This window comes from Vibrio coralliirubri (assembly GCF_024347375.1).
GTDB lineage: Bacteria > Pseudomonadota > Gammaproteobacteria > Enterobacterales > Vibrionaceae > Vibrio > Vibrio coralliirubri.
The window spans coordinates 405,444-414,574 of the sequence record NZ_AP025471.1 but is presented as its reverse complement, the minus strand read 5'-3'; the positions used below and the strand labels follow the sequence as shown (position 1 = coordinate 414,574).

The following is a 9,131-nucleotide window of genomic DNA, read 5'->3' as shown; positions in this document are numbered from 1 at the left end:
AAAGATCCTTAGTTATTGTGATTAAAGCAATTAAGGCAGTGGAGCGATGATAGACATGACGAATTTGTTGCGCTCGGTCGACAACAACCACAAAGGGCTGCAATTGCTATTAGGCGACTTTTACAATGACTTTTCTGACGCAGCCCTAAACATAGAAGAGCTTCATAACAGTAATCGTTTTGATGAACTCAATAGTTACTCAAAAAAGTTGAAGACCATCTTAACGTTGCTTTGCGACCAAGACCTTCCGCCCAAAATGGCCAAATTGGAACACTTGAGCAAACACGAGTTCCCTGCGCCGGAAGATCTAATAGAGGATGTAAAAACTGAATTGCACAACGTCAATCGACAAATCAACCACTTGTTGGATATTAAGGAAGTAATAGATGGCAAGTAACCGAGGTCAGTCATGAGCAATAACCAAATAGAACATCACCTCAGAAAAGCACTTGTTTCCAATAACGAGGCTTCTAAGGTCACAGCTGATGACACTATTGTGCTTGCTAGTGCCATGACCAGCGTTCACAAAACGTTGCTCATTATATTCTTGCTCGCTTTGGTCGCTATTGCGGTGGCGTCACAAGCACGTATCGACATTGTTGTTTCTGTACGTGGCGAACTGCTATTGGAATCGGATGTTGAGAAAGTTCAACATTTAGAAGGCGGGATATTAGAAGAATTGTTAGTCAGGAAAGGTGAAGTCGTATATGAGGGCCAACCTATCGCTCGAATACGCTCACTCGACCGCAACACTCAACTTGATACCGTGAATACTGAAATTATTCAGATAGAGCTCGATAAGATTCGTTATGAAAGCTTACGCGATATGGTAGAACCTAACTTCGACGCCTTCATTGAGAAATACCCTGAGCAAGTTCACGTCAACATGAATACCTGGAGGCAAGAGTTCTCTAAAAACCGTTCAAATGAAGAACTCATCACTCACGATATTAAGCACAAGAACTCATTAATCAGTTCAATGTTAAAGCGTCGCAAAAGTTCAGAGAATCAACTCTCTCTGATACGTAAGCAGCTCAACATCAAAAACACCCTCTATAAAGAAGAGATGGCGTCTTATGTCGACGTTCTTAACATGAAAGTACAAGAGTCGAATATGGTGCGTGAGATTGAGAACCTTGACGAATCGGTGATGAATGAGCGCTTCCAACTCGACAAGCTTGAAAAGCAACACCGTGACTTGGTTGAGAACAGAAACTCTGAGTATCAAGCGCAAATCATTCAAGCGAATAAAGACCTCAAGCTGAAGCGAATCTTACAACCGCAGCATTCCGACAAGGTTGATCGCCTAGTCGTCTACTCGCCAGTCGATGGTGTGGTCGACAAACTTCACTTCAATTTCCGTTCTGCTGTGATTCCGCCAGGAGAAAGTATCGCCGATATCGCACCGATCAATAACTCCCTTCACGGTGAAGCGAAGATCCCACGTAAAGACATGGGATTTGTCGAAATTGGTCAGGCAGTGAAAGTGAAAATGGATACCTATAACTTTGCAAAATACGGGTTTGTTGAGGGAACCATCGCCTCAATCAGCCGTTCATCATACGAAGAAGAAGACGCTGAATTCTATTTAGCAGAGATTGAAATTGACCGAAACTTTCTTGAGCGAGGAGGCACTCAATACAAGTTATCACCTTACATGGAGTTTACCGCCGATGTGAAAACAGGCTCGCGTCGCGTGATCGAATACGCTGCGAAACCTGTGATGTCAGCCATCGAGGATGCTTTCGATGAGAGATAATCAATGAGCGGTAAACCTTCGTACAATATTTCCGTACCCGCTCTACGTCTAAGCATACTATTTAGCGTGGTATTGGCTGCGCTCGCTTTCTATTTATACTTTTCTTGGTCAAAAATAGACTCAGTCGCACAAGTGCAAAGCGCCCCACTGCTCATACAAGCCCAGAAACTTAATCAGACCATAGAACAAGATATTCAAACTCTGCAGCAGTGCTTAAGTACCAACACTTGCGGTACTAACGAATTCAACCTAGTTAACTTGAAGCGTGAAATTGATGAATTTCGCTCTTTAGCCTCTTTGAACAAAACCGAGTTCAGCTTGGTTGGGGCAACTGAATACACACAACTGGAATTGGCGATTAATCGTTTCTCCGATAGCCCAAAAACACGTAACGACGTATTAGGCTTGTACCTTTCATTGACCAATAACTATCTGCAGATGGACGACAACTATCGCACCATGTTTAACAACCATGCGAATGACTTAATGTCTGAGAAAAACGAGTTCTTTATCTGGTTGTTTATGGTGGTCGTAATATTGGCTGTAATTACGATTTTATCCAACTCAGTTGCTATGTTGAAGCTGAAGAAATCCAGTTCTAACGAACGCGAAATCGACTATGAATTCGATGCCCTGTATCAAGAGCTGAAGCAGCTCGATTTACAACGGCTTGAAGAGCTTCTTAACGAAGTGAGCATCAATCCTAAGCAACGCCAGATCTACTCTCACTTGAAGCTAATCTTCGGTAAATTGGAAGACCAAAAACGCAATAACGATCTCTACAAACAGCTGTATGCATTAATAGGTTATGAGATTCGCGGAATCACCAATACCATCAACGGTGGTGTCCAATATCTGGTTCAAGAAACCGATGAAAACGGCGTATTGATGGCAAAGGATATTACCTCTGCATGTAGCACTTTATCTGAGTTAGCAGAAAACTATAATCGCTTGATTTCACAGGGTACGGAAAGTAAATCGAAAGAATTTTCATTACTTAACGTACTGTCGGAATTGATGATTCATATCAGCGCCAAAATTCAACGAAATGAAGGCGAACTTGACTGCTTTATCTCTGACAACTTACCCAATCGCGTAGAAGGTCAATCCACCAGCTTGTTCTGGATATTGTTCCTGCAGCTTTCCAATGCCATTCAACTCAAATCAAATAAGAAACTGTTTGTAACGATTGAATCGGGTGCGGCGTCAGACATGGAAAATACCCGTGTCACTATCAACCTCAACTTCTTATCAACGCTGGATGTCTCTGTTGCCAAGCTCAACAAACTCCACTGGAGCGCCCACAAAGACCATACAGCCAGCACAGATGACTTAGCGAAAAGCGTTCTGAAGGATTACGGATATTACGAGAGTCACTGGTTCCAGTCAGGGGCTCAGGAACTTTTCCAGATTGAACTGGATCTTAAGGCTAAGAACTTCCACACAGAGAAAACGCGCTTTGATGGCAAGCGTTTACTCTTGTGTGCCAATACTCAAATCCGTATCGATGTGATGAAGAAGATGCTCAGCAATTTGGGGCTAGACATCACCGAGATTCGCACTGCAAATGAGCTTTTCTCAGCGGCGAAAACGTTCGGCGAATACGATGCGATTATGCTGACCGATACCTTTGAACCCAATAAGCTGCCGTCGTTGAGTAAAACGGTCAAATCCCAACTTAAGAACCACCCAAATACCAAGTTACTGTTGTCAGTGACCAACACTCAGCAAGCACAAGAGTGTCATAGCTTCGTCGACAAGATAATCAACGCCCCTGCTATCCCTTACGAGTTCATTCCAAACCTACTCACCATTATGGAAGCGGAAGCATCGGAAGAACAGATGGAGAACAGCTCATTCCTTATCGTTGAGGATGACCGAGTTCAGCAGATCTTACTGAAACGAATTCTTACCAAGCAAGAGTATGAACCAGACACCGTTGGCGATGGTGCCGATGCCGTGAAGCACTTCATGAATAAACGTTCTGACATCATCTTCATGGATTGCATCATGCCGGGTATGGGCGGCATCGAAGCAACAAAACGCATTCGCCAATTCGAACAAGAAAACGAGAAGAACCCTTGTACCATCATAGGTGCAACCGCATTGACCAGCAGTAACGAACACCAGGCTTGTATTGAGGCCGGAATGGATTACGTGATCAGCAAACCTTATAAAAGCGACCAAATCATCAAGGTGATCAACAAGTATGTGGCGGTACAGAAACTTAATTAGCAGCATCATAGCTGCACTCGCATTCAGCACGACACCTTCAGCATCGGCGACTACCCTGCTTGAGGCGGTAGAACTCGGCCTGCAAAACAGCCTGTCTCTTCGCGCGAGTGATAAGGGCGTGGAAGAAAACGAGTACAACATTGGTATTAGTCGCTCTAAATTTCTGCCTTCACTCAATGGTGCTGCCGATACCACATGGAACGAGAATGAAACCTTACTATCGAGCGTACCCGATGAAACCTCTAGCTATAACTCAAATAGCTACAGTCTTTCTTTATCCCAATCCATATTCAATCTTGGTGACATTTTTAAATATGGGACGGCAAAACTCGACTTCAATATTGAAGAGATTAAACACGAGAACAAAGTCCAAAGCACCATTTCGGAAATCGGTTCTCAATACTTTGAGTATTTGAAAAATAACGCCCAAATTAAAGCGACCAAGGTTGAACTTAAATCGTCCGAAACGCGTGAACACCAAATGCGACGCAATGTAGAGCTGGGTAACACCGCAGCCAGTGAGCTGTACGAAGTGATTGCTCAGAAAGAAGGTGTGTCGAACCGATTAAGAACCTTGCAGAAAGATCGACGTGTCATTCTCAACGGGCTCTCTATTCAAATTCAATACCCTATTACTCCGTCGCAAGACATATACGAAAGCGTGCCTTTAAAAGAGATCAACGAAACCGAACAACGCGCAATTATGGATCAAGCATTAAAGCTGAATAACGACTTGTTGGTAGCAAAGAAAAACGTAGAAAGAAGCCGCAGAAGCTTGAAAGAGAGCGGTTCGAATTTCTTACCGACCGTGTCGCTTTCAGCCAGCTATCGACACGATGACGCCAATAACTACGATAAAACCGACATTACAGCGACAGGTGAAAGTAACTCAACCAGTGTTGGCTTAAACCTCGCCGTGCCTATCTTGTCTGGTGGTTCTGATTACTATGGTTATCAAAAATCATCGACGGCCATCGAACGTACTGAGCTGCTTTACCAAGATTCGCTTTACACCACACGTAACAGTGTGAATACATCAGTGCTCAACATTAACGATTTCTCGCAGTCTATAAGCAGTTACGAAAACATCATTCGCGCCAACTACGCCTCTTATAAAGGGATCCAAAGAGCCTACCAATTAGGCACGCGTACCATCACCGACTTGCTGGCGGCGGAAAGTAAATTGTTCAGCGCTTTGAGAGACTATGAAAGCGCACGATACGACTACATCATCGAGACCATCAAGCTTGAGCAAACTAAAGGCATACTCTCAATTCAATCGATAGAGAGCATCATGCAATTGATGAGCGATATTGAGGGACGAGACAATCAAGATTTGGTGCCTAAACACCTTCTCTCAACGGAGTCATTGAGGAAAGGAGGTCGCAATGCAAACTGAGCAGTTTTCGCAAAAGATCAACATGGCAGATAAGTGTTATCTGACTTTCTCAACGATAATATCGACCCTGTTTGGCTTGGTACTGCCTTTCTCTATTCTGATCATTTTTGACCGAGTGTTACCCAACCAAGCCCAAGATACTCTGTTCTTATTGTTCGCGATTATCTTGATTTCTATCTTCCTCGACTATCACTTAAAAAATCAGGAAGAGAAGATTTCCTCTGTCATCATGAGGCAGTTTGAGACCAACTTAACCAATAAGGTATTTCAATCCATCTGTTTGGCTGAGATCTCTAAATTCCGCCGTTTAGAACCGGGCGAATACCTAGAACGAATCTCAACCATTCCTGAACTTAAGACCTTCTTTGGTGGAGAATCGGTTCGAGCGCTTATCAACCTTGCCGTCAGTGTGATAACGATCCTCATCATCGGCCTCATCAACATATGGGCTGGCATTACCCTTCTGATTGCCTCTGTCATCTTGGCTATTTTTGCGTGGAGCCTTTCCAAACAAAAGATTGGTAGCTTACAGAATAAGTCAGACATCGAAGGGTTAACCACCTCCAAAATCATTGAGATCATCTCTAGCCCACTTGATATCAAAGCTCGAAACATGGAGTACCGAGTTGAAAGCCTGATGACACAAATGGTTGAAGAGCGCGAAGTGGAGAACATCAAATATGAGCAGATTGAATCGAACTTCAGCCTAATATTGGCGCTCATCCAACAGCTCTCCATTGCTTGTGTCGTTGTGGTATTGGCGACTGCAGTAATCAATATGGAATCGAGTCAAGGCATCATGGCCGCCATCATCATGCTAACCAACCGTTATTTTGCGCCTTACCAGCAAGTAATGCGCACCGCTAGCCGCTGGGAGTTAAACAAACTCCATATCCAACGTATCGCTGATCTCCTTGAATTAGCAGCCTCTGTCGAGCACCAACATGAAACAACAGAAGTAGAACGTATTTCGGTTAAGTATTCTGAAAAGCAGCGCATCGAGTTCGAACTCGGACAAGCCTATTTGCTGACAGGGAAAAGTGGTTCAGGTAAAACCCACCTCGCTAACTGTATTACGCGTCAGAACAGTGATAGCAAACTCGATATCATGATTAACGACACGCCTTTGGATGACGTCAATTACAACGTTTGGCGTAACAGTGTTCTGATGGTTGATAAGACCAGTTCGTTCGTAGAAGGGACGATTATCGATAACCTCACCTGTTTCCGCCCAAGCTTGAATAACACGGCGTTTGCACTGTGTGAAACCATGAACATCAAAGCTCAAATTGATGGACTCCCTGCCGGTTTTTATACAGAACTCAAAGGCCATATGCGTAACCCATTCTCACGCCAAGTTGGCTATGCCTTATTATTGGTTCGCGCTCTGCTCGCCAGTAAACGTGTATTGATATTTGATGATATCGACTGTGTGTTTGATGAGGAATTCGCGCGAATGGTTCTTACCAGCACGGCTTATCGTGCCAATGACAAAATCCTAATCATCGCCAGCAATAAAATGGACAAGCTTAACCATCGCCTCAAACGCGTAAAACTTACCGGAGGTGACCAATGAGTATCCTAGTTGACTTCAACAATGTCCCGCAGCGAGTTTTGGACTTTGAAGCAAGTGGTTATGATGAACGTTACGGTCAGTCGCCGCTGATTCGCGGCTTAGCTTACACCTTGATAGCATTAGAATGGGAAGGTACGCCCGCAATCCTCAGTGACGCTTTTATTCCTAAACCAAAAGACAGCGACAGTTTTACGGCAACCATCGAGCGTCTTGGGTATCGCTGTGATGTGACTAAGCTAAAGACACTCGAGAATATCGATAAGCACCCTCACCCATGCTTTATTGAAATAGAGAATCTAAGTGCGATCTTCTTAGGTACTAAAGATGGAAAATTGCTGCTGTTTGATTACACGAACAACAACACTATTGAATATCCAATGTGTCAAAAGCCGTGCTTGCTGATTTCTATTAGCGAGTACTCTCGTCTGTTCCGCGAACCACCGCCGGAATCGCAAGACAGAAGTAATTGGATTAAATACGCTTTCTATCGCTATAACAACGAGCTAAAGAGCTTAATCATTCTGAGTTTCGTCATCAGTATTCTAGGTGCATTGCAGCCATTCTTTATTATGAGTGTTTATAACTTCGCACTCACTTCGAGTTCTGAGGCGACACTGTATTGGTTAACTCTGTTTGCCATCATTGTCGGCTTCTCTGAATACTTCTTTAAGAAAATGCGGGTCAACATCATTGCCACTTCCGGTAAAGATCTCGCCGTGCACATCTCGCAAGCCGTTATATCTAAGCTACTGTGGCTACCCTATGCGATGACATCCACTGCCGGTGTCTCTTCTCAGCTAGCACGTTTGAAAGATATCGATACCTTCCGACGCTTAGTGACTGCAGAATCAACCCTCAGCTATTTTGATATGCCGTTTGTGATTGTATTTATCATCGCCATAGCTCTGATGTCTGGTACAGCGGCATTGGTGGTAATGGGTGGTTTAATACTGATGCTAGTGTTCTGTATTTACTCGCGCTATATCTACTCGCAAGCCACATCCAAAAGTTCGCGCGCCAATGCGATGGTCTCGTATCAATGGAACGAAATCCTTCGTGGTATCAAGACCATTCAAGGCCTACCTTTACTTCGTGTCGTTCAATCTCGATTCAGTGCATCGCACATGCAAAGCACCAGCGATGCAGAGAACGTTGCCGTAACGAACAGTAAGATTCAGGCCGCTGGCGGCAGTTTGATTCAAGTGATTGGTACAGCAAGTATCGTGACCGCGGTAATCGGCGTGATGGAAGGCACTTCTGATGCAGGTGCCATGCTCGCGACCGTAATTTTGGTTTGGAAAGCGTTAGGCCCAATCATGGGTATCTATAACTCAATTTCCAAGTTCCAATCGATCAAGGCTTCATCAGCACAGATAAACAACCTGATGTCGATGAATGACGACAAATTGACCTTAGAAAAAAGCCCACCTATTCGCCAGTTCCAAGGCAGCATTGTGGGCAGCGGTGTCAGTCACCGATATGCAGGAGCGGCGACCGGCTTAACCAACCTTGGTTTCAAAGTGCCACCCAGTGCCAAAGTGGTCATTTGTGGCCCTACGGGCTGCGGCAAAACCACCTTAATCTCAATCATTGCTGGGTTAGAAGACCGCTATCAAGGCGCTGTATCTGTCGATGGTTACAACATTAAACAGTTCAATAGCTACCGTTATCGCACGTCGATTAACTACATTCCTTTCAATTTACATATTTTTGAAGGCTCACTTGAGACCAACTTCATTCTACACAACGGGCTGATTCCAACAGACAAGATGCAAGAGATGATCAGCTTCTTTGAATTAGATGAATGGCTTCCTGAAGGCTTGGCTACTCAGTTAAGCGTGGATAAATGCAAAAGTCTCCCGAATGGAATTCAACAAAAATTGCGTTTGGCACTTGGCCTAGGTAACTGTGAGCAATCTCTGATTATCATTGATGAACCGTTCAACGGTGCAGAGCAAGAAAACGCTCAATACTTTAATCGCCTGTTCTCCGATAAATTGTTGAATAAAACCGTGATTTTTTCGACTAATGACCCTGGTTTGATCGCAACATCAAACATGAGTTTAGTGTTAGAGCCGGATGGGAATTTGAAATATTTTGGCTTAACAGACAAATACTTAAACAGCTTAAGCTAAAACCTCAACGCTTAATCACAATTCGCG

Annotated in this window: 6 protein-coding genes; all 6 read left to right on the top strand. The window is 44.0% G+C overall.

Annotated elements, in window-relative coordinates; all coding sequences use genetic code 11:
* The first annotated feature begins 46 nt into the window (after positions 1–46).
* Genes OCV20_RS18465 through OCV20_RS18440 form a run of 6 tightly spaced genes read left to right on the top strand, consistent with a single transcriptional unit; the run spans position 47 to position 9,104 of the window.
* On the top strand, positions 47–397 hold the full coding sequence (locus OCV20_RS18465; RefSeq protein WP_086773911.1) for a hypothetical protein: 351 nt from the start codon (positions 47–49) through the stop codon (positions 395–397).
* Between the two features lie 12 nt (positions 398–409).
* Positions 410–1,759, top strand: a complete 1,350-nt coding sequence (locus OCV20_RS18460; RefSeq protein ID WP_086773912.1) for an HlyD family type I secretion periplasmic adaptor subunit — start codon at positions 410–412, stop codon at positions 1,757–1,759.
* Between the two features lie 3 nt (positions 1,760–1,762).
* Positions 1,763–3,994 (top strand): ATP-binding response regulator, encoded by a 2,232-nt coding sequence (locus OCV20_RS18455; protein WP_086773913.1) that lies wholly within the window; start codon positions 1,763–1,765, stop codon positions 3,992–3,994.
* Positions 3,969–5,393: a TolC family protein gene (locus OCV20_RS18450; RefSeq protein ID WP_086773914.1), complete on the top strand. Its 1,425-nt coding sequence runs from the start codon at positions 3,969–3,971 to the stop codon at positions 5,391–5,393. The genes OCV20_RS18455 and OCV20_RS18450 overlap by 26 nt, the downstream gene beginning before the upstream one ends.
* Positions 5,383–6,969 carry an ABC transporter transmembrane domain-containing protein gene (locus OCV20_RS18445; protein ID WP_048613295.1) on the top strand — a complete coding sequence of 529 codons (1,587 nt, stop codon included), beginning with the start codon at positions 5,383–5,385 and terminating at the stop codon, positions 6,967–6,969. Before OCV20_RS18450 ends, OCV20_RS18445 begins: the two co-directional genes overlap by 11 nt.
* The gene (locus tag OCV20_RS18440; protein WP_086773915.1) at positions 6,966–9,104 is read left to right on the top strand and encodes an ATP-binding cassette domain-containing protein; all 2,139 of its coding nucleotides are present in this window, start codon (positions 6,966–6,968) and stop codon (positions 9,102–9,104) included. Before OCV20_RS18445 ends, OCV20_RS18440 begins: the two co-directional genes overlap by 4 nt.
* Positions 9,105–9,131: the final 27 nt, after the last annotated feature.

Coding starts and splice junctions, on each gene's coding strand:
- OCV20_RS18465 (WP_086773911.1), top strand. CDS start 47: ATGATAGACATGACGAATTTGTTGCGCTCGGTCGACAACAACCACAAA.
- OCV20_RS18460 (WP_086773912.1), top strand. CDS start 410: ATGAGCAATAACCAAATAGAACATCACCTCAGAAAAGCACTTGTTTCC.
- OCV20_RS18455 (WP_086773913.1), top strand. CDS start 1,763: ATGAGCGGTAAACCTTCGTACAATATTTCCGTACCCGCTCTACGTCTA.
- OCV20_RS18450 (WP_086773914.1), top strand. CDS start 3,969: ATGTGGCGGTACAGAAACTTAATTAGCAGCATCATAGCTGCACTCGCA.
- OCV20_RS18445 (WP_048613295.1), top strand. CDS start 5,383: ATGCAAACTGAGCAGTTTTCGCAAAAGATCAACATGGCAGATAAGTGT.
- OCV20_RS18440 (WP_086773915.1), top strand. CDS start 6,966: ATGAGTATCCTAGTTGACTTCAACAATGTCCCGCAGCGAGTTTTGGAC.